This is a genomic window from Bradyrhizobium sp. JHI2711, from assembly GCF_056156565.1.
Genome location: NZ_JBPZPT010000005.1, coordinates 80,429 through 101,939 on the forward strand (window position 1 = coordinate 80,429; position 21,511 = coordinate 101,939).

Annotated in this window: 19 protein-coding genes; 15 read left to right on the forward strand and 4 right to left on the reverse strand. The window is 64.8% G+C overall.

Annotated elements, in window-relative coordinates:
- Window positions 1-94: 94 nt before the first annotated feature.
- The 6 genes from ACTEK7_RS31040 (at window position 95) to ACTEK7_RS31065 (ending at window position 7,275) form a co-directional block, all read left to right on the forward strand.
- A complete protein-coding gene (locus tag ACTEK7_RS31040; protein ID WP_225148284.1) occupies window positions 95-1,084 on the forward strand; it encodes an SDR family NAD(P)-dependent oxidoreductase in 990 nt (329 codons plus the stop codon).
- 7 nt (window positions 1,085-1,091) lie between these two features.
- Window positions 1,092-2,504 (forward strand): mannose-1-phosphate guanylyltransferase/mannose-6-phosphate isomerase, encoded by a 1,413-nt coding sequence (locus ACTEK7_RS31045; protein ID WP_225148285.1) that lies wholly within the window; start codon window positions 1,092-1,094, stop codon window positions 2,502-2,504.
- Window positions 2,505-2,686: 182 nt separating this feature from the next.
- A complete protein-coding gene (locus ACTEK7_RS31050) occupies window positions 2,687-3,691 on the forward strand; it encodes a Gfo/Idh/MocA family protein (RefSeq protein ID WP_036032059.1) in 1,005 nt (334 codons plus the stop codon).
- Window positions 3,692-3,729: 38 nt separating this feature from the next.
- A complete protein-coding gene (locus ACTEK7_RS31055; RefSeq protein ID WP_225148310.1) occupies window positions 3,730-4,881 on the forward strand; it encodes a DegT/DnrJ/EryC1/StrS family aminotransferase in 1,152 nt (383 codons plus the stop codon).
- Window positions 4,882-5,096: 215 nt separating this feature from the next.
- A complete protein-coding gene (gene murJ, locus ACTEK7_RS31060) occupies window positions 5,097-6,623 on the forward strand; it encodes a murein biosynthesis integral membrane protein MurJ (RefSeq protein WP_225148286.1) in 1,527 nt (508 codons plus the stop codon).
- A gap of 256 nt (window positions 6,624-6,879) precedes the next feature.
- Window positions 6,880-7,275 (forward strand): YjiS-like domain-containing protein, encoded by a 396-nt coding sequence (locus ACTEK7_RS31065; protein WP_225148287.1) that lies wholly within the window; start codon window positions 6,880-6,882, stop codon window positions 7,273-7,275.
- A gap of 14 nt (window positions 7,276-7,289) precedes the next feature.
- Here ACTEK7_RS31065 and ACTEK7_RS31070 read toward each other — a convergent pair whose 3' ends face one another.
- Complete coding sequence (locus ACTEK7_RS31070; RefSeq protein ID WP_225142551.1) at window positions 7,290-7,754, reverse strand: hypothetical protein; 465 nt, start codon at window positions 7,752-7,754, stop codon at window positions 7,290-7,292.
- A 268-nt stretch (window positions 7,755-8,022) separates the two neighbouring features.
- Between ACTEK7_RS31070 and ACTEK7_RS31075 the strand changes: the two genes are divergently transcribed.
- The 4 genes from ACTEK7_RS31075 (at window position 8,023) to ACTEK7_RS31090 (ending at window position 12,889) form a co-directional block, all read left to right on the forward strand.
- The gene (locus tag ACTEK7_RS31075; RefSeq protein ID WP_036015526.1) at window positions 8,023-8,304 is read left to right on the forward strand and encodes a hypothetical protein; all 282 of its coding nucleotides are present in this window, start codon (window positions 8,023-8,025) and stop codon (window positions 8,302-8,304) included.
- A gap of 183 nt (window positions 8,305-8,487) precedes the next feature.
- On the forward strand, window positions 8,488-10,797 hold the full coding sequence (locus ACTEK7_RS31080; RefSeq protein ID WP_225148288.1) for a xanthine dehydrogenase family protein molybdopterin-binding subunit: 2,310 nt from the start codon (window positions 8,488-8,490) through the stop codon (window positions 10,795-10,797).
- A gap of 129 nt (window positions 10,798-10,926) precedes the next feature.
- Window positions 10,927-11,376, forward strand: a complete 450-nt coding sequence (locus ACTEK7_RS31085) for a cytochrome c (protein ID WP_057028751.1) — start codon at window positions 10,927-10,929, stop codon at window positions 11,374-11,376.
- 229 nt (window positions 11,377-11,605) lie between these two features.
- Window positions 11,606-12,889, forward strand: coding sequence for a cystathionine gamma-synthase family protein (locus ACTEK7_RS31090; RefSeq protein WP_109143142.1), 1,284 nt, complete (start codon window positions 11,606-11,608; stop codon window positions 12,887-12,889).
- Window positions 12,890-13,101: 212 nt separating this feature from the next.
- Here ACTEK7_RS31090 and ACTEK7_RS31095 read toward each other — a convergent pair whose 3' ends face one another.
- Complete coding sequence (locus tag ACTEK7_RS31095) at window positions 13,102-13,521, reverse strand: CHRD domain-containing protein (protein WP_036015536.1); 420 nt, start codon at window positions 13,519-13,521, stop codon at window positions 13,102-13,104.
- 147 nt (window positions 13,522-13,668) lie between these two features.
- On the opposite strand from ACTEK7_RS31095, the gene ACTEK7_RS31100 reads away from it, so the two are divergent.
- Window positions 13,669-14,592, forward strand: coding sequence for a c-type cytochrome (locus tag ACTEK7_RS31100; RefSeq protein WP_036015538.1), 924 nt, complete (start codon window positions 13,669-13,671; stop codon window positions 14,590-14,592).
- Window positions 14,593-14,729: 137 nt separating this feature from the next.
- On the opposite strand, the gene ACTEK7_RS31105 is transcribed toward ACTEK7_RS31100, so the two are convergent.
- Both ACTEK7_RS31105 and ACTEK7_RS31110 read right to left on the reverse strand, forming a co-directional pair.
- A complete protein-coding gene (locus tag ACTEK7_RS31105) occupies window positions 14,730-14,975 on the reverse strand; it encodes an Lrp/AsnC ligand binding domain-containing protein (protein WP_018642903.1) in 246 nt (81 codons plus the stop codon).
- Between the two features lie 102 nt (window positions 14,976-15,077).
- A complete protein-coding gene (locus ACTEK7_RS31110) occupies window positions 15,078-17,057 on the reverse strand; it encodes a PAS domain S-box protein (protein ID WP_225148289.1) in 1,980 nt (659 codons plus the stop codon).
- Window positions 17,058-17,377: 320 nt separating this feature from the next.
- On the opposite strand from ACTEK7_RS31110, the gene thiD reads away from it, so the two are divergent.
- The 4 genes from thiD (at window position 17,378) to ACTEK7_RS31130 (ending at window position 21,434) form a co-directional block, all read left to right on the forward strand.
- Window positions 17,378-18,178, forward strand: a complete 801-nt coding sequence (gene thiD / locus ACTEK7_RS31115) for a bifunctional hydroxymethylpyrimidine kinase/phosphomethylpyrimidine kinase (protein ID WP_225148290.1) — start codon at window positions 17,378-17,380, stop codon at window positions 18,176-18,178.
- Between the two features lie 339 nt (window positions 18,179-18,517).
- Window positions 18,518-19,330: a UDP-2,3-diacylglucosamine diphosphatase gene (locus ACTEK7_RS31120; RefSeq protein ID WP_109143147.1), complete on the forward strand. Its 813-nt coding sequence runs from the start codon at window positions 18,518-18,520 to the stop codon at window positions 19,328-19,330.
- A gap of 13 nt (window positions 19,331-19,343) precedes the next feature.
- Entirely contained in the window at window positions 19,344-20,387 is a 1,044-nt protein-coding gene (locus ACTEK7_RS31125; RefSeq protein WP_225148291.1) for a glycosyltransferase family 4 protein, read from the forward strand.
- A 63-nt stretch (window positions 20,388-20,450) separates the two neighbouring features.
- Window positions 20,451-21,434 (forward strand): threonine/serine dehydratase, encoded by a 984-nt coding sequence (locus tag ACTEK7_RS31130; RefSeq protein ID WP_225114178.1) that lies wholly within the window; start codon window positions 20,451-20,453, stop codon window positions 21,432-21,434.
- Window positions 21,435-21,511 lie beyond the last annotated feature (77 nt).

Sequence of the window (21,511 nt, forward strand, 5' to 3'; positions counted from 1 at the left end):
GTGAGGAGATCGCGTGAAGGAGCGGGGAGCCTATTGCGACCCCGTCGAGGTGGCGGCTAGACAGGATCGGGCGAGGGATCACCCAGGGAACAGGATGACGGATCAGGCGATTTTGGTCACGGGTGCGGCCGGCTTCATCGGCTTCCACGTCGCCCGGCAGCTCCTGGGCGAAGGTCGCGCCGTCGTCGGGCTCGACAATCTCAACAGCTATTACGATCCGGCGCTGAAGAAAGCGCGCCTTGCTCTGCTCCGGGACCAGCCGCGCTTCTCGTTCATCGAGGCCGATCTCGCCGACCGCGAGACCATGGCGGCGCTGTTCGCGCAACATCGTTTTGCCAAAGTCGTGCATCTGGCCGCGCAGGCCGGCGTGCGCTACTCGATCGAGCAGCCGCAGACCTACGCCGATTCCAATCTCGTCGGCTTTCTCAACGTGCTGGAGGGCTGCCGCAACAAAGGCTGCGGTCATCTGGTCTACGCCTCGTCATCCTCCGTTTACGGCGCCAACACAAAACTGCCATTTGCGGTTGCGGACCGCACCGACCATCCGGTCAGCTTCTACGCCGCGACCAAGAAGGCGAACGAGGTGATGGCGCAGTCCTACAGCCATCTTTATCGCCTGCCGGTCACGGGGCTGCGGTTCTTCACCATCTACGGGCCATGGGGCCGCCCCGACATGGCCATGTTTCTGTTCGCGAGCGCCATCATGGCCGGCAAGCCGATCCGGCTCTTCAACCATGGCAAAATGCGCCGCGATTTCACCTATATCGACGATGTGACGCGCGTCGTGTCCAAGCTGATCGATCTCGTGCCTGCGGACGATCCGGCTGCCGCAAATGCGCCGTCAAAGCTCTACAATGTCGGCAATCATCATCCGGAGGAACTGATGCACGTCGTCGGTCTTCTGGAGCGGGAGCTGGGCCGGACGGCGATCAAAGAATTGCTGCCGATGCAGCCGGGAGATGTGCTGGAAACGTTCGCGGATGTCGAGGATCTCTCGCGCGACACCGGCTTTGCACCGTCAACGCCGATCGAGCATGGGGTTCATAACTTCGTCACCTGGTATCGGGACCATTTCAAGGTTTGAGATCACGATGGACAAACGCATAATCCCCCTGATCATGTGCGGCGGTGCCGGCACGCGGCTGTGGCCCGCTTCGCGCGAGGTTCGGCCCAAGCAGTTCCTGCCGCTGTTCGGCACGCGCTCGACGTTCCAGGACACGCTGCTGCGCGTGTCCGATCCCTCTTTGTTCGACCGGCCGATCGTCATCACCAACGCCTCCTATCGCTTCATGGTGCTGGAGCAGCTCGCCGAGATCGGCATCGAGGCCGACGTGATCCTCGAGCCGATGCGGCGCGATTCCGGCCCTGCCATCGCGGCCGGCGCGGTGTTCGCGCAGAACCGCGCCAGCGAGGCGATCGTGCTCGCGCTCGCCGCCGATCACGTCGTGCAGAATAATGCCGCCTTCGTCGCCGCCTGTCGCGAGGGCCTCACCGCCGCGAATGCCGGGCGCATCGTCACCTTCGGCGTCAAGCCGGAGCGGCCGGCCACCGAATACGGCTACATCAATCCGGGCGAGGTGATCTCGGGCGAGGTGCAGGCGGTTGCGCGCTTCGTCGAGAAGCCGGATGCGGTGAAGGCCTCCGACTACGTCAATTCGGGCTATCTCTGGAACAGCGGCAACTTCATGTTCCCGGCGAGCGTGCTGCTCGACGAATATCGCAGGGTCGATGCGGCAAGCGTCGAGGCCGTCACCAATGCCGTCAACAATGCCGGCCGCGATCTCGGCTTCGTCACGCTGGAGCCCGAGGCGTTCGGCGCGGCCAAGGCGATCTCAATCGACTATGCGGTGATGGAGAAGACCTCGCGCGCCGCCGTCGTGCCGGTGTCGTGCGGCTGGTCCGACGTCGGCTCATGGCATGCGGTGTGGGAGCTGTCGGAGAAGGACGCGCAAGGCAATGCCGCGCACGGCACCGCCGTGTTCGAGGATTCCCGCAATTGCAACGTCACCACGGATTCCGCGCTGGTCGCGCTCGAAGGCGTCGACGATCTCGTCGTCGTCGCGACCGCGGACGCGGTGCTGGTCTCGCGGCAGAAGGATGCCAACGGGCTGAAGCGCCTCGTGACGAAATTGAAGTCGGTCGCGCCGAAAGTCACCGAAGAGCATCTCAAGGTGCACCGGCCCTGGGGCAGCTATCAATCCGTCGACAATGGCGAGCGCCACCAGGTCAAGCGCATCGTGGTGAAGCCGGGCGGGCGGCTGTCGCTGCAAAAGCACCATCATCGTGCCGAGCACTGGATCGTGGTCCGCGGCACGGCGCAGGTCACCGTCAACGAGACCGTGAAGACGGTGCACGAGAATGAGTCGATCTACATCCCGATGGGCGCCGTCCACCGGATGGAGAATCCCGGCAAGATCCAGCTGGAGCTGATCGAGGTCCAGACTGGAAGCTATCTGGGGGAAGACGACATCATCCGGATTGAAGACGACTATCAAAGGTCGTAACCAGCAAACTCCGAATCACGCGACCCGGGCCGAGAAGCGGTATCTCTTTCGGCCTAAGGCCCGGGGAACGTGTAACTTTTTGAATCAAATCGTGTCCGGCCCGCCAGGGCGGCATTCGCCACAAATGTGGCGTCCGTGCTAGAAGCGGCCCGGGGATTTGCGTTGAATCGGGGTTTGCTCAGATGACTTCCAGGGGATCTGCACCGGCAAAGGCCGGCTTGCGCGTCGGTGTCATTGGCGCGGGCGTGATGGGCAGCAACCATGCGCGCGTGCTCAGCGGCCTGCCCGGCGTCAGCCTCGTCGGCGTCGTCGATCCCTCGCCGGCGCATCGTGCGCGGGCCACGGAGCTCGCCAATTGCGAAAGCTTCGAGACGCTTGACCAGCTGTTCGCCGAAGGCGTCGATGCCGTCACCATCGCGGCACCGACCCATCTGCATCACGAGGTCGCGCTCGCATGCATCGCCAAGAACATCCATGTGCTGGTCGAAAAGCCGATCGCATCCACGGTGGAAGAGGGCCGCGAGATCGTCGCCGCCGCGCACAAGGCGGGCGTCACGCTGATGATCGGCCATGTCGAGCGCTTCAATCCGGCGGTCGCCGCGGTCAAGCAGGCGATCGCGGGCGAGGACATTCTCTCCATCGCGATCACCCGCGTCGGCCCGTTCCCGCCGCGCATGTCCAATGTCGGCGTCGTCATCGATCTTGCCGTGCACGACATCGATTTGATCCGCTGGTTCACCGAATCCGACATCGTCGAGGTGCAGCCGCAATTGTCGAGCGCGGTCGCCGAGCGCGAGGACATCGCGCTCTTGCAGTTCCGCACCGAGAGCGGCGTGCTCGCCCACATCAACACCAACTGGCTGACGCCGTTCAAGGCGCGCAGCGTCACGGTCGCAACGCGCGGCAAATACGTGATGGGCGATCTCTTGACGCGCCAGGTCACCGAATGCTTCGGCTTCAAGCCGGACGGCAGCTACTCGATGCGGCATCTGCCGGTCGGCCATGACGAGCCGCTTCGCGCCGAGCTGATCGCGTTCTTGAAGGCAGTACGCAACGGCGAGACGCCGGCGGTGACGGGCGACGAGGGCGTCGCCAGCCTCGAGATCGCCACGCAATGCCTGGAGAGGCCCTCGCGTCCTGCGGCGACGTCACCCGCGCGCAAGGGGCCGCGCCGCGTCGCCGGCTGATCCCTTCCATGTCGACCGCTCAAACGTCACAAGGCGTCATGAACCAGCACTTGCGTTCCGAACCCATTCCCTTCATCGACGTCGCCTCGCAGCGCCGCCGGCTCGGCGCCTCGCTCGATGCGGCCGTGAAGCGCGTGATGGACCATTGCCAGTTCGTCAACGGGCCGGAGGTCTTCGAGCTCGAGAAGCAGCTTGCGGCCTACTCAGGCGCCAAGCACGTGATCGGCTGCGCCAGCGGCACCGACGCCATCCTGATGGTGATGATGGCCAGGAATGTCGGGCCCGGCGATGCCGTGCTGTGTCCGTCCTTTACCTTCATCGCGACCGCCTCGCCGGTGGCGCGGACCGGCGCGACGCCGGTCTATGTCGACGTCGACGAGACCACCTTCAACATGAGCCCGGAATCGCTCAAGCGCGGCATCGCCACCGCTCGCAAGGCCGGTCTCAAGCCCGTCGCGGTGATTCCGGTCGATTTGTTCGGCCAGCCCGCCGATCACGATGCCATCGCCGAGATCGCCAGGGCCGAGGGCCTGTTCGTGCTCGACGACGCCGCGCAAGGCTTTGGCGCGAGCTACAAGGGGCGCAAGCTCGGCACCCTCGGCCACGCCACTGCGACCAGCTTCTTCCCGGCAAAGCCGCTCGGCTGCTTCGGCGACGGCGGCGCCATCTTCACCGATGACGACGAGCTCGCCGCCACCTTGCGCAGCATCCGCGTGCACGGGCAGGGCGTCGACAAATACGACAACGTCCGCCTCGGCCTGACCGGCCGGCTCGACACTATGCAGGCCGCGGTCCTCATCGAGAAGCTGAAGATTTTTGACGACGAGATCGCCGCCCGCAACAGGGTCGCGGAGCGCTATGCGCGTGGCCTGTCCAACGTGGTCACCGTGCCGCGCATCGCGCCGGGCAATACCTCAGTCTGGGCGCAGTACACCATTCGTCTTCCCAAGGGTATCGACCGCGACGGCTTCGCTGCCGCGCTGAAAGCCCAGGGAGTGCCGACCGCGATCTATTACGGCAAGTCGATGCACCAGCAGACCGCCTACAAACAGTACCCGGTCGCCGAGGGCGGATTGCTCGGTTGCGAGAGCCTGTCGCAGGACGTCATCAGCCTGCCGATGCATGCCTACCTGACCGAGGCCGATCAGGAGCGAATCATCGCCGCTATCAGCGGCGCGCTGGCGGGCTAATTTCTTATCCTCTCCCCTTGCGGGAGAGGTTGGCTTCGCGAAGCGAAGCCGGGTGAGGGGTCTCTCTCCGTACGGCATGCGCTGAGAGATACCCCTCACCCGATTGAGTCTGTATCTGCCTGCGGTGCTGCCCTCTCCCGCAAGGGGAGAGGGCGCAGTAATGCGCATCGCAAGATGCATCGACCTCCGTCCGATAAGTCTCTACAACAATCCGCATGCTCGGACGCATCTTCACGGTCGGTGGTTACACGCTGCTGTCGCGGCTGACGGGGTTTGCCCGCGACATCATGCTCGCGGCGATCCTCGGTGCCGGGCCGGTGGCCGACGCCTTTTTCGTGGCGCTGCGGCTTCCCAACCATTTCCGCGCGATCTTCGCCGAGGGCGCCTTCAACGCCGCCTGGGTGCCGGCCTATGCCCATGTCCATGGCGAGAAGGGGGAGGCGGCGGCAAAGCTATTCGCCGACCGCATCTTCACGCTGCTCCTGGCCTCGCAGGTGGTGCTGCTGATCGCCGCCTGGCTGTTCATGCCGCAGGCCATGAGCATCCTGGCGCCAGGCTTTGGTGAGGATGCCGAGCAGCGCAAGCTCGCGATCGAGTTGACCCGCATCACCTTTCCCTATCTGCTCTTGATCACGCTGGTGACGCTCTATGGCGGCATGCTCAACGTGATGCAGCGCTTTGCCAGCGCCGCGGCCGCTTCGATCTTCCTCAACGTCGCGATGATGATGACGCTGGCGGTTGCCGTCTGGTTTCCGACCGCAGGCCATGCCGCGGCCTGGGGCGTGCTGATCTCCGGCTTCCTGCAATATTTCCTGCTCGCGGGCGATCTCGCCCGCCATGGCGGCCTGCCGCGCTTTGCGCCCTTGAAGCTTGATGAGGACGTTCGCGGCTTCTTCAAAGCGCTCGGACCTGCGACGCTGGGCTCGATGGGCACGCAGCTCGCGCTGTTCGCCGACACCATCATTGCGACGTTCCTGCCCGCCGGTGCGCTGTCGGCGCTCTATTATGCCGACCGGCTCAACCAGCTGCCGATCGGCGTCATCGGCATCGCCATCGGCACGGTGCTGCTGCCGGAGATGTCGCGGCGGATCACCGCAAACGACCACGACGGTGCGCTGAGCGCGCAGCGCCGTGCCTTCGATTTCACGCTGCTGTTCTCGATCCCGTTCGTCGCGGCCTTCCTCACCGTGCCCGATGCGATCATGCGCGCACTGTTCGCCCGCGGTGCGTTCTCCAAGGCCGATGCCGCCGCCGCCGGTGCGACGCTCGCGGCCTATGCCATCGGCCTCATCCCGTTCGTGCTGATCCGCAGTGCGGTCGCGACCTTCTATGCCCGCAAGGATACCGCAACGCCGGTCCGCGCGTCGCTGACCGGCATCGCCGTCAACGTCGCGCTGAAGGTTGCCTTGATGGGATCGCTCGCCCAGATCGGTCTCGCGCTGGCGACCGCCGTCGGCGTCTGGACCAATCTCTTGCTGGTGCTGTTCTTCGCTGTGCGGCGCGGCTTTCTCGTGCTCGACCGCGCCTGGCTGCTGTCGCTCGCCAAGTTCTTGCTAAGCGGCCTCATCCTCGCCGCCGCGTTCTGGCTGATTGCACGTTTCAGCGGCCCCTGGTTGGGCGCGATGCACTTCCGGGATGAGTTGATGCTGGTCCTGCTCGCCGTCGGCGGCACGATCGTCTACGCGCTCGCGATCCTCGTGCTGTTCGGCCGCAAGTGGCTGGTCTCGCTGCTGCGTGGCTAGAGAGCACGGCATTCGCCTCCAGGCTGCAGCCAACATCGGCACATCTCTTGATTTTGCGCGATTGCGGTGGTAGGAGTCGCTCATGATCAAATGCTCGCGCAAAGTCTCCAGCAATCACATCACCCGCTTCGGCTGGGCGGTGGGAGGAGTCGTGCGCTAGGATTTCGACGACATCTTTTCCACCAGGCCCCGCCGGCATCGGACGGGGCCTTTTGTTTGGCCACGCTCCCTGCCGGCTCAACAGCAGGAGCGTCCGATGCCACCACAACTGACCAGCATTTCATCCGAGGCCGAGCACGATGCCGCAGTGCTTCGCCTCGATCGATCCATTGCGCTCGCGAAGCAGGCCATGGACGAGGTTCTGGCGGCAGCGGCTCGTCTCAACGTGTCCGTTGCAACGCCGGGCCAAGCCTTGTCGGGGAGAGAAGCTGCCGCAGCCGCGCCGGCGCAAAGCCTCCTGGGCCTGCTCAAGCGATATTGGTCTGCTCTTGGGAAGTGGCGCCTGCACCCGCGGTGCAGTTTGCTGGATCTGAGCGACAGGGAGCTGATGGACATCGGCCTGACGCGCGCCGAGATCAACTATCTCGCACCTGGGCGGGAGATCGATGCGCTCAGAGATAGTACGAGGTATCTGTTGAGCCGCGGGATGTGAGTAATCGACGATCCTCACGCCGGCATATGACCTGCCGCGCGCGGGTTGAACTCGGCAAGGTCTGGCTCAATCCAGCCGTGCCGGGCCTCCCGCGAGAACAGCGCTTCGCGGCTCCAGAAACGTAAGAGTACATCCTTTTCGGTTGCCGGGGACGCCAGCACCGCGTTGCAGGCGGCGACAATGTCGCGGCGGCCGACCTCCGCAAGAATTCCTTCGATGATCATCAAGAAAGCCATCGTAATCGTGTGGTGATAGCCACGCACATCGTCGTTCACGCCGCCAGCGGCAACATTGTAGGCGCGGATCATCTCGGGGAGTTCGACCCGCCAGTCCCGAGCCGGATCAGTGGCGAGCAAGTAGCTCGTCACGATCAGATGTTCACGATGGCTGAAACGTGCCCCCGGAAGTGTACGCGCGAGGAAGCCCTCGCTCAGTTCGGCGACCTCTGCAGCATCCGTGCAGCTACGTCTGTTGCTCATGGTGGCGTCCCATGTTACCGTGGTACCAAGGTAACATTCTAGAACGGAAAAGGCAAATTGGGATCGGTCAACTCGGCCGCCCAGGCTCTGCCTCTGTGACAACAATCGTTCCTCGGTCAGAGCGTCGACCCCCGCAGGCGTCCGAACGAATCCAAGATTCACCTGGTCTCTGAGGACGTGAGTTGCAGGGCTGGAGACCGATGCCCGAGCAAGTCCGGCAATGGCATGATGCGACTAAACCCCCGTCTTCCGATCGAGGTCACACATTATGAACTCAGAAGCTCACAAACATTCAGTCCAACGCGTACAGACGGGAGTTCGGATCGAGAAGCGCATTCTCAAGGTCGCGAAGGGCCTCGCCGAATACCTGGATATGAGCCTCGGTGATTTGCTGGAGGGCGTTCTCCTGCATTCGTTCGAAGGCAAGACTCCGTTCGAGCCTGCGACGCTGCAACGCATTTCGACGCTGAAAGATTTGTACGGGCTGACGCTCACGGCCTCCGATGCTCATCAGCTATTTGAAGCTCGGGGTGAGCACGAGAACAGCTAAGTGGGAGCGCTTGGCTCTCGCCGTCAACGTCACACGATCACGCTGGGACCTTGCCGAGCATTCCCGTGAGGCACGCGTGGCGCGATTGAACCTGCGACCCCTGCGCCCGCCTAAACCCGTTTGCCTTGCCAGTTTTTCCACGGCAATATGCCCACAAAACAACCATGAGAACGGGAAGATAAAATGGCGGCTCCCATCAAGTTCGGCGTTGGCCAAAGCGTGCTGCGCAAGGAGGATGACGCGCTCATCCGCGGCAAGGGCCGCTATACCGACGATTACGCGCCGCAGGCCGCGCTCCGCTGCCTGGTGCTGCGCTCGCCGCATGCGCATGCCAAATACAGCATCGATGCGAGCCGCGCGCTCGGCCTGCCGGGCGTTGCGCTGATCCTGACGGCCGACGACGTCGGGGATCTCGGCAATCTGCCCTGCCTGTTCAACCTCGAGACCGATCCGTTCACCGGCCCGCCTTACCCGATCCTGGCCAAGGACGAGGTGCGCCATGTCGGCGACGCCATCGCCTTCGTGGTCGCCGAGACCATCGACCAGGCTCGCGACGCGATCGAGGCGATCGAGGTCAAATGGTCGCCGCTGCCCGCGGTGACCGGCGTCGTCAACGCCGTGAAGAAAGGCGCAGCCTTGGTCTGGCCGGACAAGCCGGGCAACGTGCTGTTCGACGTCTCGATCGGCGACAAAGCGGCGACGGAAGCTGCCTTCGCGAAAGCGCATGCGGTCGCCGAGATCTCCATCGTCAATCCGCGCGTGGTTGCAAGCTTCTTGGAGACCCGCGCTGCCGTCTGCGAATACGATTCCAAGCGCGACCATCTGACGCTAACGGTCGGCAGCCAGGGCAGCCACCGCCTGCGCGACATCCTCTGCCAGAACGTGCTCAACATCCCCACCGACAAGATGCGGGTGATCTGCCCCGACGTCGGCGGCGGGTTCGGCACAAAGCTGTTTCCGTATCGGGAATATGCCCTGATGGCGGTCGCCGCACGAAAGCTGAAGAAGGCGGTGAAGTGGGCGGCCGATCGCTCCGAGCATTTCATGGGCGATGCGCAGGGCCGCGACAACGTCACCACCGCCAAGATGGCTCTGGCCGAGGACGGCAAGTTCCTCGCGATGGATTGCGACCTCATGGGCGACATGGGCGCGTATCTGTCAACCTTCGGGCCCTACATCCCGCATGGCGGCGCCGGCATGCTGCCGGGCCTCTACGACATCCAGGCCTTCCATTGCCGGGTCCGCACGATCTTCACCCACAGCGTGCCGGTCGACGCCTATCGCGGCGCGGGCCGGCCCGAAGCTGCCTATGTCATCGAGCGCCTCGTCGATGCCTGCGCGCGGAAGCTCGACATGACGCCGGATGCGATCCGCCGCAAGAATTTCATCCCGCCGAAAGCGCTGCCCTACAAGACCGCGACCGGCAAGGTCTACGATTCCGGCGACTTCGCCGCGCACCTGAAGCGCGCGATGGAGATAGCGGAATGGAAGGAATTCCCCAAGCGCGCCAAGGCGGCCAAGAAGGGCGGCCTGATCCGCGGCATCGGGCTTGCGAGCTATGTCGAGATTTGCGGCGTGATGGGTGAAGAGACGGCCAACGTCCGCCTCGATGCCAATGGCGACGTCACCGTGCTGATCGGCACGCAATCGAGCGGGCAGGGCCATCAGACCGCCTATGCGCAGATCGTCGCCGAACAGTTCGGCGTGGCGCCCGAGCGCGTGCATGTCCGGCAGGGCGACACCGACGAGATCGCAACCGGCCTCGGCACCGGCGGCTCGGCCTCGATCCCCTCCGGCGGCGTCAGTGTCGAACGTGCCACGCGCGAGCTCGGTTCGAGGCTGAAGGAGATCGCGGCGCAGGCGCTGGAAGCCAGCGCGGGCGACCTCGAAATCTCCGAAGGCGTGGTGCGGATCGCCGGCACCGACCGCTCGATCTCGTTTGCCGATCTCGCCAAGCGGCCCGGGGCCGATCCGTCGAAGCTGAACGGCAGCGCGACCTTTGCCAGCGCCGACGGCACTTATCCCAACGGCACCCATGTTGCCGAGGTCGAGATCGATCCGGCGACCGGCATCATCAAAATCGTCAACTACGTGATCGTCGACGATTTCGGCAAGACGCTCAATCCGCTGCTCTTGGCCGGCCAGGTGCATGGCGGCGCCATGCAGGGCATCGGCCAGGCCTTGATGGAGCAGGTGGTGTATGGACCGACCGACGGGCAGCTCATCACCGCGACCTTCATGGACTATGCGCTGCCGCGCGCGGCGGACGGGCCGGCCTTCGTGTTCGAGACCCACAACGTGCCCTGCAAGACCAATCCGATGGGCGTGAAGGGGGCCGGCGAGGCCGGCGCGATCGGCTCCTGTCCGGCCGTGGTCAACGCCATCGTCGATGCGCTCTGGCGCGAGTACAAGATCGACCACATCGACATGCCGGCAACGCCCGAGCGGGTGTGGGTTGCGATCAGCGAGCATCACCGCCGTCACAGCTTGTGAAGCCGCGCTTCCCGCGCGCACGGGAATAAACCCGCCGCGCGGGGTTCTACCCATGATGGGTCCCGGCTTCGCGCGAAGCCGGTGACAGTCTCATTCCCCGAACGTCTCGAGAGCCGGAGAAACGAACCAATGAAACGGACGATGATTGTCGCGGGCGCCCTCGTGCTGGGCGCGGGCGCCGTCATGGCGCAACAGGAGATTGCCGTCCAGCAGGACAATCTGATGCGGGCAATCGCCAAGAATCAGTATGGCGTGCTTCAGAAGATGAGCAAGGGCGATATTCCCTTCGACAAGAAGGCTGCCGATGAGGCCATCGCCAGCATCGAGGCCGATGTTGCCAAGATCGCCAAGACCTTCGAGATCAATCCCAAGCAGGATGTCGTCAACGCGACCTATGGTTCCTCGCCGAAGGTCTGGCAGAACAAGGCCGATTTCGATGCCAAGATCCCGCCGGTGCAGAAGGCGATCGCCGACGCCAAAGGCAAGATCACCAATGTCGCGGGCCTGAAGGCGGCCTACACGGCGATCAACGACCGCTGCAATGATTGTCACGAAACCTATCGCGTGAAATTGAAATAGCGGGCGCAGTTAACGGGCTACCAAGGACTTCAGAAGGGCGGTTGCGAAAGCAACCGCCTTTTTCTTGACCGCGGCCCGCAGGAACTTCCGTCCGCAAGGCCTGACGGATTGCCGCGAGAGCGGCTATCCTTGCGCCAACGGCCGTGCGCTCACACGAGTCTCCTCCCGGCATCCTCACGTCGGGATTCCCAGCGCGCGGCGAGCACCTCGATCAACAGCGAGACAGGCCATGGCAAAACCGTTCCCCTCCAAGACCCATATCGGCAATCATATGCTGCATCCGGAAACCCTGATGCTGACCTATGGCTATGATCCGCAATTGTCCGAGGGCGCCATCAAGCCGCCGGTGTTCCTGACCTCCACCTTCGTGTTCAAGACCGCCGAGGATGGCCAGGACTTCTTCGACTACGTCGCCGGACGGCGCGAGCCGCCGGAAGGCATGGGCGCCGGCCTGGTCTATTCGCGCTTCAATCATCCCAATAGCGAGATCGTCGAGGACAGGCTCGCGATCTACGAGCGCACGGAGAGTTGCGCGCTGTTCTCGTCCGGCATGGCGGCCATCGCAACCACGATTCTGGCCTTTGTTCGCCCGGGCGATGTCATCCTGCACTCGCAGCCGCTCTATGGCGGGACGGAGACGCTGCTGACGAACACGCTTGCGCGCCTGTCGATCGGCGCCGTCGGCTTTGCCGACGGCATCGACGAGACGGCGGTCAAGCAGGCCTCGGAGGAGGCCATGGGCAAGGGGCGGGTTTCGATGATCCTGATCGAGACGCCGGCCAATCCGACCAACGGCCTCGTCGACATCGCAATGATCCGCCGCATCGCCGATTCCATCGGCAAGGCCCAGGGACATACGCCGGTCATCGCCTGCGACAACACGCTGCTCGGGCCGGTGTTTCAGCGGCCGATCGAGCACGGCGCGGATCTGTCGCTGTATTCGCTGACAAAGTATGTCGGCGGTCATTCCGACCTGATCGCGGGCGCCGCGCTCGGATCGAAGGCGATCATGAAAGGCATCAAGGCGCTGCGCGGCGCCATCGGCACCCAGCTCGATCCGCATTCGTGCTGGATGATCAACCGCTCGCTCGAGACGCTCAGCCTGCGGATGGAGAAGGCCGATGCGAATGCGCGGCTCGTGGCAGACTTCCTGCGCGACCATCCGAAGGTCGCCAGGGTGCACTACCTCGGTCACCACGAGCAGGGCTCGCTGTCCGGCCGTGTGTTCGCGCGGCAATGCCTGGGCGCGGGCTCGACGTTCTCGTTCGACATCGTCGGCGGCAAGGAGGCGGCGGTGAAATTCCTCAACGCGCTGCAGATCCTCAAGCTGGCGGTGAGCCTTGGCGGCACGGAATCGCTCGCAAGCCTGCCGGCGACGATGACCCATTCCGGCGTTCCCGCCGACATCCGCCAAAAGATCGGCGTGCTCGATTCCACGATCCGGCTGTCGATCGGCATCGAGAACCCGTCGGACCTGATCGCCGACCTCGCGCAGGCGCTGAACGCGGCTTGAGCACGGTCAGAGTCGTAGCGTCGTAGCCCGGATGGGGCGCAGCGAAATCCGGGGACCTGTCCGCAACGCGCAGGGCTCCCGGATTGCACCAACGGGCGGCGCTTCGCGCCGACCGTTGGCTCCATCCGGGCTACGAAGTTGCTTGGAATCGAAAAGGCCGGACGCTCCCTCCTTGCGTCCGGCCTTTCCGCGACGAAGCCCGCGTTTTCGCTTTACTTCGTCACCTGACCGCGGATCTCGCCGGCCGGGTTCGCCGCGGTATGGATGTTGATGTAGTACTTGCCGCCGAGCAGATCGGCGGCCTGCGCGTCGGTGAGCGTGGCTTCGCCCTTGACCGGGCTCGAGGCTGCATTCGGGATCGGGACCGCGACGCCGGCGTTCTTGCCGGCTTCGGCAGGCCCGTGGAAATGCGCGGCGGTGGCGGGGCCCGAGAGGCCGGAATAGGTGACGGTCCAGGACAGCTTCTTGCTGGCAGCGTCGTAGTCCAGATCGGCCGTTCCGGTCGCGCTGCTGGTGTTGGCGGGGACTTCGGATTTGCCGTCCAGCGTCGCCTTCAGTTTCTCCGCGCTGGCCGGGGCGGCGAACGCAACGGCGGCTCCGAGTACCAGTGTGGCAAAAACGGCTTTGGTCATGGCTTTCTCCTGTTGACGCCTGATTGCTTTTCAAACAGTGCGTCATGCGGTTTATTCCGGCATTACATCCGGGCCGTCTAAAATATTCGTGGTTGGATCGAGCGCGGCATGACCCTTAAGTTCGCGCGTTCACGATGGAATGATCGAATGTTGCGACGAACGCTCCTTGCCGCCCTGATCGCCGCCGCCGCGGCGTTCGCACTCTATTGGTGGTTGACCGCCCCGGCCGTGCTGGCCTTGCCGGCGCCGACACGCAACCCCGATCTCGCCAACGGGCAGGAGCTGTTCAACGCCGGCGGCTGCTCGTCCTGTCATGCCACCCCCAATCAGCCCGATCGCCTGCGGCTCGGCGGCGGGCTGGCGCTGGGCTCGCCGTTCGGGACGTTCTACGTCCCCAATATTTCCCCCGATCCCGCCTACGGGATCGGCCGCTGGAGCGAGGCCGATTTCGTCAACGCCGTGATGCGCGGCATCTCGCCCACGGGCACGCACTATTTCCCCGCCTTTCCCTACACGTCCTATCATCTGGCCAGTGTCGACGACGTCCGCGATCTCTTTGCCTATCTGAAGACGCTTCCGTCGGTGTCCGGCACAGTGGGCGACCACGCGCTGCCGTTTCCGTTCAACATCCGCCGCAATGTCGGCATCTGGAAGCTGCTGTTCATGGACACCGCGCCGTTCGTCGCGGACGCCGCGCGCTCGCCGCAATGGAATCGCGGAGCCTATCTCGTGAACGCTTTCGGCCATTGCGCCGAATGCCACAGCCCGCGCAATGCGCTCGGCGGCATCATCGCCAGCCAGCGCTTTGCCGGTGGGCCCAATCCCGAAGGGGAGGGCTGGGTGCCCAACATCACGCAGCAGGGCATCGGCAACTGGAGCGAGAAGGATATCGCGGATTTTCTCGAGACCGGCGACCTGCCCGAGGGCGACAGCGCTTCGGGCGCGATGCGGGCGGTGATCAAGAATCTGGCGCAACTTACCGCGGAAGACCGCGCCGCGATGGCCGCCTATCTGAAGTCGCTGCCGCCGGTGCAGGGACCGACACCGCCCAAGCGCAAGGAGGGCGGCTAGCGCTGCCGGCGCTTCGGCCGTTGTTTTGCGCGTGATCTAAAGCGCGATGAGATTGGGATGAATCATCATCGCGCTTTAGGTTGTTGTTTACGCATGATCTTTCCGGAAAACCGCTTCGCACTTTTCCGGATCATGCTTTAGCCGGTGCCGAACGCCTTGAAGGTGATGATGGTGAGAGTGTCCTGGATGCCCGGCAGCACCTGCACCTTCTCATTCACGAAGTGGCCGATGTCGGTATCCTTGTCGACGTAGAACTTCACCAGGAGGTCGTATTGGCCGGCCGTGGAGTAGATCTCGGAGGCGATCTCGGCTTCGGCAAGCGCATTGGCCACCGTATAGGACTGGCCGAGCTTGCACTTGATCTGAACGAAAAAAGGAACCATCGCGGGCACTCCGAAAGCGTATTCTTCCGGCTAATAGGCCAAAACCGGCTGGATTTAGCAAGCGAACTTGCTGGATCATCCGAGGTGCATTCGGGCGCGATGCTAGGATGGGACCACTGCGGCGGCCAATGCATCCCTCAGGCGCTGGGCGAGCTCGACCTTGCGGTAGGGCTTGGTCAGCACGACCGCTCGCGCCTGCGCGCGGCCCTGCTCGACCAAGGTCTCCAGCGCGTAGCCCGAGGTGAACAGGACCGGCAGGCCGGGACGCACCCGCCGCGCCTGATCGGCGAGCTCCCAGCCGCTCATGCCGCCGGGCATCACGATATCGGTGAACAGCAAGTCGATGCCGGGATCGCTCTGCAGCTGCTGCAAGGCATCCTTGCCGTTGACCGCGGCGACGACGCGATATCCGAGCGCTTCCACCCTGCGAATGACGGAGGAGCGGACGAACGGATCGTCCTCGACGATCAGGACCGTCTCGTAGCCTCGCGGCGCCGTGTCCTCGCCGTCGGGAAGATCGGCTTGCGACCTACCGGTGCTCGCGCGCGGCAGGTAGATCCTGGCCGTGGTCCCAAGGCCAGCCTCGCTGTAGATCGAGACATGGCCGCCTGATTGCTTGGCAAAGCCATAGACCATGCTGAGGCCGAGGCCCGAGCCCTTGCCGACCTCCTTGGTGGTGAAGAACGGCTCGAACGCGCGAGCGGCGACCTCGGGCGTCATGCCTTCGCCGTCATCGGTAACCGCGATCAGGACGTAGCTGCCGGGTGCGACCTCCCGGTGAACGGCACCGTCATCATCCTCGATCGTGATCAGCTCCGTGGCAAGCGTGAGGTGGCCTCCCGATGGCATGGCATCCTGCGCGTTGAGCGCGAGATTGAGCACGGCGGATTCGAGCTGGGCGCGGTCGGCAAAGGCCAGGATCGTGCCGGGCCCGGAGGTCGTCCTGATCTCGATGTCTTCGCGCAAGGTGCGCTTGAGCAGCTTGAACATGGAATCGAGCAGGCTCCGGCAATCGATCGTCTGAGGCCGCAGCAATTGGCGGCGGCTGAAGGCGAGCAGGCGCTGCGTCAGCTCGGCACCCCGTTCGCCCGATTGGCAGATGTCGTCGGCAAAGCGCCCGAGGTCGGGCCTCGCCTTTAGCTGCTCGCTCAGGTGCTCGGCATTGCCGATGATGACGGTCAGCAGATTGTTGAAGTCATGCGCGATGCCGCCGGAGAGCTGACCGACCGTCTCCATCTTCTGCGCCTGCTGAAGCTGCTGCTCGGTCAGCTTGCGCGCGGTGAGGTCGTGGACGATGCCGACGAAGATCAATTCGCCGTCCTGCCGCGCCTGGCCGACCGACAGCTCCATCGGAAACGTCGTGCCGTCCTTGCGCAGGCCGACGGCCTCGCCGCTGGTCGCGAAATGCCGCACCTGGCGCTCGGATCCTGCATCCGCCTCGGGCATCAGCATGCCGACGTTGCGGTTCATCACCTCGTCGGCACGGTAGCCGAACAAGCGCTCGCAGGCCGGATTGAACAGCAGGATGCGGTCCTGCGCATCGAGCAGGATGACGCCGTCGACCGCGGTCTCGACGATCGCGGTGAGGCGCGCCACGCTCTCGCGCATCGCGCGCTGGGCGTCGCGGACCTGCTGCAGCAGCAGCGTGGCGTCGCGGCTCTTGATTTCCTCCTCCTCGAGCGCGGCCTGGACCTGTCGCAGCTCGAACGGCGAGGGGATCGTGAGGATCTTCGGCAGCAGCGGCCAGAGCGCGGCGGCGGTGAAGACCGACGCGACCGCCGTGGCGGCCTTGAGCATGCCCTCGATGCCGTAGATCGGAACCCAGAGCGTATAGATCGACAGCACGTGGGTCAGGCCGCACGCCATGATGAAGATCGCGAACGCCCAGTAGACCCAGCCGAACTTGAGGTCGCGCCGCTTGGTGACGAGAATAGCGAGGGCGAACGGGATCGAGAAATAGGCAGCGGCAATGCTGGCGTCGGAAACGACGTGAAGCCAGATCAGCTGAGGCTCCCACAACAGGCAGATGCCGTGCGGCGACAGCATGGACGAGTCGAGGAGACGTTCGAAGAAGGCCCACATCGTTCCACCCCAAGGAGTCTTGTTCAGGTGGCTTGCGGGGCCGGCGGCCCGCAACATGGGGGCGCTGGACGGTTCCACCACCTGACGTCTCGCGTAACCGGCGAAGCACGCTAAGGTACGCGACTATAGCAAGGGTCCGGCGCCGTTGCATTTTCAAGCCCCCATCATTTCGGGCCTTGGTCCGCGCGGTGTCCGACTGATTCGCAAGGCGCGCAATCGGTTCGCGAATCACGCCTGGCGGCGGCCCGGCGCGCTTGCTGACGTTCCACGGTCGCGCTACGAGAGGCCATGGCGGCCTCCTCAAGCACATGTCTCCCGCGATGACGACCCCGGTCGCACTCACCATCGCCGGTTCCGATTCGAGCGGCGGCGCCGGCATCCAGGCGGACCTGAAGACCTTTGCCGCGCTCGGCGTCTATGGCGCCTCCGTGATCACGGCGTTGACGGCGCAGAACACGCGCGGCGTGACCGGCATTCACGCGGTGCCGGCCGGGTTCGTCACCGAGCAGATCGACGCGGTGTTCTCCGACCTCGACATCGGTGCGGTGAAGATCGGCATGGTGGCCCAGGCCGCCAGCATCGATGCCATCGCGGCCGCGCTGTCGCGCTGGTCGCCGCGGCATGTCGTGCTCGATCCCGTCATGGTGGCGACCTCCGGCGACCGCCTGCTCGCCGCTGAAGCCGTCGACGCCCTGCGCGCCAGGCTGATGCCGTTGGCTGCCGTGATCACGCCGAACCTGCCGGAAGCTGCGGCCCTGCTCGATGCACCGGTGGCGGCGAGCGAGGCCGAGATCGAAAGCCAGGGACGCCGCCTGCTGGCGCTGGGCTGCCGCGCCGTCCTGATCAAGGGCGGGCACGGGGAGGGCGCCGAGAGCACCGACTATCTCGTCACTGCCGAGACCGCGATCGCGCTCGCCGCGCCGCGTGTGGCCACCCGTAACACCCATGGCACCGGCTGCTCGCTGTCCTCCGCCATCGCGGCCGGGCTGGCCAGGGGCGAGGACCTCGAGGCCGCCGTGCGCAACGCCAAGGCCTGGATCAGCGCCGCGATCGCCGCCGCCGACCGCTTCAGCGTCGGCCACGGCCACGGGCCGATCCATCATTTCCACAAGTTCTACTGAGGCGGGCACCTGAACGCGCGCCCCATCCTTCGAGACGACCGCTTCCAGCGGTCTCCTCAGGATGAGGCTAAGCAGCACTGTGCCCGTTGAAGCTAGGGCCGCACACTCGGTCCTCATCCTGAGGGCCCGCCAAGGGCGGGCGTCTCGAAGGATGTGCCGCGGGGAGGTTTGCCTCAGAGAAGAGCGGGGGCTTGCGCCCCTGCGGCGCCATGTCGCCTGATTGTCGCATGCGACTGATATTCGCGGGGAGGGCGAGGCAAGGCGTGATTCGTATTTGAAGGTGCCTCAAGGGTTCAATCGGTCATCCCCCTGTCACGGGACATTGTTACAGGCTGGCGCATGGGAAGTTACGATGTGAGTGACGAGAGCCCGGAGCGGCGCTTTCGCACGTTGTTCATCTCCGACGTCCATCTCGGGGCCCGCGGTTCACAAGCCGATCTTCTGCTCGACTTCCTGCGCTACCATGATGCCGATACGATCTATCTCGTCGGCGACATCGTCGACGGCTGGGCGCTGAAATCGAGCTGGCACTGGCCGCAATCGCATAACGACCTCGTCCAGAAGCTTTTGCGCAAGGCGCGCAAGGGCGCCAAGGTCATCTACATTCCCGGCAATCACGACGAGTTCCTGCGCAACTATTACGGTACGCATTTCGGCGGCATCGACGTGGTCGAGAACACGGTTCACACCGGCGCCGACGGCAAGCGCTATCTCGTCATTCACGGCGACATCTTCGATCTCGTGGTGCAGAACGCGCGCTGGCTCGCCCATCTCGGCGACAAGGCCTACGACTTCGCGATCCAGATGAACCGCCTGGTCAACTTCTTCCGCCGCCTGTTCGGCGTGCCCTATTGGTCGCTGTCGCAATGGGCCAAGCAGAAGGTCAAGAACGCCGTCAACTATATCGGCGCGTTCGAGCAGGCGCTCGCCGCCGAGGCGCGGCGTCACCAGGCCGACGGCGTGATCTGCGGCCACATCCACTACGCCGTGATCCGCGACGAGGCCGGCATCCGCTACATGAATTGCGGCGACTGGGTGGAGAGCTGCACCGCCCTGGTCGAGCATGACGACGGCCATTTCGAGATCATCACCTGGGCGGATCAGTTGCGGAAGCCGGAGCAGGTGCCACAGGTCGCAGCTAGAGCTGCATAACAAGGACCACTTGATGCGCATCCTGGTCGCGACCGACGCCTGGCACCCGCAAGTCAACGGTGTGGTTCGGACGCTGACCAAGCTCTCTGACGCTGCAAAAGCGCTCGGCGTCGAGTTCACGTTCCTGACGCCGCAATCGTTCCGCACCTTCGCGATGCCGAGCTATCGCGACGTGCGCCTCGCCATGCCGCGCCCGGCCCGGATCGCAAGGCTGATCGAGGAGGCACGTCCCGACAGCATCCACATCGCGACCGAAGGGCCGATCGGCCTGATGGTCCGCCGCTATTGCCGCCAGCGCAAGCTGCCGTTCACGACCAGCTTCCATACCCGCTTTCCCGAATATGTCCGCGCCCGCGTGCCAGTGCCGGGCTCGCTGATCTGGCGGGCGCTGCGGCGCTTCCACAGCGCCAGTCGCGCCGTGATGGCGGCGACGCCGGCGCTCGCGCGCGAACTGACCGAGCGCGGCTTCGACAATGTCGTGCTGTGGCCGCGCGGCGTGGACACCACGTTATTCCACCCGCGAGTCATCGATCTCTGCCTGCCGGCACCCGTGTTCCTGTCGGTCGGCCGCGTCGCAGTCGAGAAGAATCTCGAGGCGTTCCTCGACCTCGACCTACCCGGCACCAAGGTGGTCGTCGGCGACGGCCCGGCGCGCGCCTCGCTGGAAGAGGCCTACCCCGATGCGATCTTCCTCGGCGAGAAGCACGGCGACGAACTGGCGGATATCTACGCGGCCGCCGACGTGTTCGTGTTCCCGAGCAAGACCGACACTTTCGGCCTGGTCCTGCTGGAGGCGCTCGCGAGCGGCCTGCCGGTCGCGGCCTTCCCCGTGAAGGGTCCCCGCGACGTGATTGGCGATGCGCCGGTGGGCGCGCTCGATCACGATCTGCGCAATGCCTGCTTCGCCGCGCTCGATATCTCCCGGCAGGACTGCGTCGCGTTCGCCGCCAATTACACCTGGGAGGCCTCTGCAACGGTCTTTATCGACAGCATTTTGGCGGTCGGGGCGGTGCTGCCCGGTCGGAACGCCGCGGAACAGCCGCGTTTCGTGGCTTGAGGCAAGAAATCCTCTCGCGGAGGTGTCTTGCCCGGGCCTGATCGGCCGCGATAGCATTCCGCCATGACCGAACAGGCCCTTCCGGTCGGCCCTGCCGACATCGATGCCGCAGCGCGCGTGATCGCGCCTTACGCCATCCGCACCCCGCTGTTGTCCTTCCCCGTGCTCAACGAGCGCGTCGGTGCGAAAGTGTTCCTGAAGCCGGAGATGCTTCAGCGCACCGGCTCGTTCAAGTTCCGCGGCGCCTTCAACAAGGTGTTCTCGATCCCGCAGGACAAGCGCGCCGGCGGCGTCGTTGCGTTCTCCTCCGGCAACCACGCCCAGGGCGTGGCGGCGGCGGCAAAGATCCTCGACATGCAGGCCACCATCGTGATGCCAGCGGATGCGCCGCTGTCGAAGCGCGAGCGCACCAAATCCTACGGCGCCGAGGTCGTGCTGTACGACCGCGACAAGGACGACCGCGAGGCGATCTCGCGCGGCATTGCCGAGAAGCGCGGCGCGACGCTGGTCAAACCCTACGACGATCCGTTCGTGATCGCAGGGCAGGGCACCGCCGGCCGCGAGATCGCCGAGGACATGGCAACGCTCGGCCTCGGCCCCGACATCGTGGTGGCGCCGGCCTCCGGCGGCGGCTTGATCGCGGGTGTCGCGACCGCCGTGAAGGCGCGCTATCCGCAAGCCGAGATCGTGGTCGCCGAGCCCGAGGCCTTCGACGATCACGGCATTTCACTCAGCGCAGGCCATCGCGAGCCGCATCCGCCGGCCGGCCGCACCATCTGCGATGCGCTGATGGCCCTGATGCCGGGCGAGATGACGTTTGCGATCAACAGCAAGCTCTTGGCGCGCGGCGTCACGGCGTCGGACAAGGAAGTCGGCGCGGCGGTCGCCTTTGCCTATCGCGAGCTGAAGCTGGTGGTGGAGCCCGGCGGCGCGGTGGGGCTTGCTGCGCTACTCGCGGGCCGCCTTGATGTGGCCGGCAAGAACGTCGTCATCGTGCTGTCAGGCGGCAATGTCGATGCGGAACTGTTCGCGGAGCTGGTGGCCTGATCGTCATTCCGGGGCTCGCGCAGCGAGAGCTATGATGCGCAATTGCGCATCTGAGAATCCATAACCACGATCGGGAG

What these genes read in the sequence shown, in the direction of transcription:
- ACTEK7_RS31040 (WP_225148284.1), top strand. Translation starts at nt 95, where the DNA reads ATGACGGATCAGGCGATTTTGGTCACGGGTGCGGCCGGCTTCATCGGC.
- ACTEK7_RS31045 (WP_225148285.1), top strand. Translation starts at nt 1,092, where the DNA reads ATGGACAAACGCATAATCCCCCTGATCATGTGCGGCGGTGCCGGCACG.
- ACTEK7_RS31050 (WP_036032059.1), top strand. Translation starts at nt 2,687, where the DNA reads ATGACTTCCAGGGGATCTGCACCGGCAAAGGCCGGCTTGCGCGTCGGT.
- ACTEK7_RS31055 (WP_225148310.1), top strand. Translation starts at nt 3,730, where the DNA reads ATGAACCAGCACTTGCGTTCCGAACCCATTCCCTTCATCGACGTCGCC.
- murJ (WP_225148286.1), top strand. Translation starts at nt 5,097, where the DNA reads ATGCTCGGACGCATCTTCACGGTCGGTGGTTACACGCTGCTGTCGCGG.
- ACTEK7_RS31065 (WP_225148287.1), top strand. Translation starts at nt 6,880, where the DNA reads ATGCCACCACAACTGACCAGCATTTCATCCGAGGCCGAGCACGATGCC.
- ACTEK7_RS31070 (WP_225142551.1), bottom strand. Translation starts at nt 7,754, where the DNA reads ATGAGCAACAGACGTAGCTGCACGGATGCTGCAGAGGTCGCCGAACTG.
- ACTEK7_RS31075 (WP_036015526.1), top strand. Translation starts at nt 8,023, where the DNA reads ATGAACTCAGAAGCTCACAAACATTCAGTCCAACGCGTACAGACGGGA.
- ACTEK7_RS31080 (WP_225148288.1), top strand. Translation starts at nt 8,488, where the DNA reads ATGGCGGCTCCCATCAAGTTCGGCGTTGGCCAAAGCGTGCTGCGCAAG.
- ACTEK7_RS31085 (WP_057028751.1), top strand. Translation starts at nt 10,927, where the DNA reads ATGAAACGGACGATGATTGTCGCGGGCGCCCTCGTGCTGGGCGCGGGC.
- ACTEK7_RS31090 (WP_109143142.1), top strand. Translation starts at nt 11,606, where the DNA reads ATGGCAAAACCGTTCCCCTCCAAGACCCATATCGGCAATCATATGCTG.
- ACTEK7_RS31095 (WP_036015536.1), bottom strand. Translation starts at nt 13,521, where the DNA reads ATGACCAAAGCCGTTTTTGCCACACTGGTACTCGGAGCCGCCGTTGCG.
- ACTEK7_RS31100 (WP_036015538.1), top strand. Translation starts at nt 13,669, where the DNA reads ATGTTGCGACGAACGCTCCTTGCCGCCCTGATCGCCGCCGCCGCGGCG.
- ACTEK7_RS31105 (WP_018642903.1), bottom strand. Translation starts at nt 14,975, where the DNA reads ATGGTTCCTTTTTTCGTTCAGATCAAGTGCAAGCTCGGCCAGTCCTAT.
- ACTEK7_RS31110 (WP_225148289.1), bottom strand. Translation starts at nt 17,057, where the DNA reads ATGTGGGCCTTCTTCGAACGTCTCCTCGACTCGTCCATGCTGTCGCCG.
- thiD (WP_225148290.1), top strand. Translation starts at nt 17,378, where the DNA reads ATGACGACCCCGGTCGCACTCACCATCGCCGGTTCCGATTCGAGCGGC.
- ACTEK7_RS31120 (WP_109143147.1), top strand. Translation starts at nt 18,518, where the DNA reads ATGGGAAGTTACGATGTGAGTGACGAGAGCCCGGAGCGGCGCTTTCGC.
- ACTEK7_RS31125 (WP_225148291.1), top strand. Translation starts at nt 19,344, where the DNA reads ATGCGCATCCTGGTCGCGACCGACGCCTGGCACCCGCAAGTCAACGGT.
- ACTEK7_RS31130 (WP_225114178.1), top strand. Translation starts at nt 20,451, where the DNA reads ATGACCGAACAGGCCCTTCCGGTCGGCCCTGCCGACATCGATGCCGCA.